The 403-nt window shown below is 67.5% G+C and carries 1 protein-coding gene; it reads right to left on the bottom strand.

The annotated features are described in order from the left end of the window. A partial coding sequence (locus G3I78_RS49930; RefSeq protein ID WP_164437311.1) for a PTS transporter subunit EIIC occupies positions 1–320 on the bottom strand: 320 nt, incomplete at its 3' end. Positions 321–403 lie beyond the last annotated feature (83 nt).

Raw genomic sequence — 403 nt, 5'->3', positions numbered from 1 at the left:
TTGAAGACCAGGTAGCCGGTCACCGCGGCGAGCGCGGTCGAACCGTCGGACTTCTTGGCGAAGCCGATCGCGATGCCCACGGCGAACAGCAGCGCCATGTTGTCGAGGATCGCGCCACCGCCGGCGGACATGTATCCGGCTATCTTGGTCAGGAATGTCGGCAGCGAGGGGTCGCCGAGCATGTCCTTGTCGCCGAGGCGGACGAGCAGCGCGGCGGCCGGGAGCACCGCAACGGGGAGCATGAGGCTCCGGCCGATGCGCTGCATGACGGCCATCACGCCCGCGCCCTTCTTCTTTTCCGCAGCGGTGGCTGTGGACATGAGGTTCCTCCAGAAGGCAAGGCGCCGCCCAGCGAGTGCAACGGGGGATGGCGGCGTCTCAAAATGGGGGTACGCGAGCTCCG

Source organism: Streptomyces sp. SID13726, from assembly GCF_010548375.1.
Classification (GTDB): domain Bacteria; phylum Actinomycetota; class Actinomycetes; order Streptomycetales; family Streptomycetaceae; genus Streptomyces.
The sequence above is the reverse complement of the archived record's forward strand: the minus strand, read 5'-3'. Positions and strand labels throughout refer to the sequence as shown.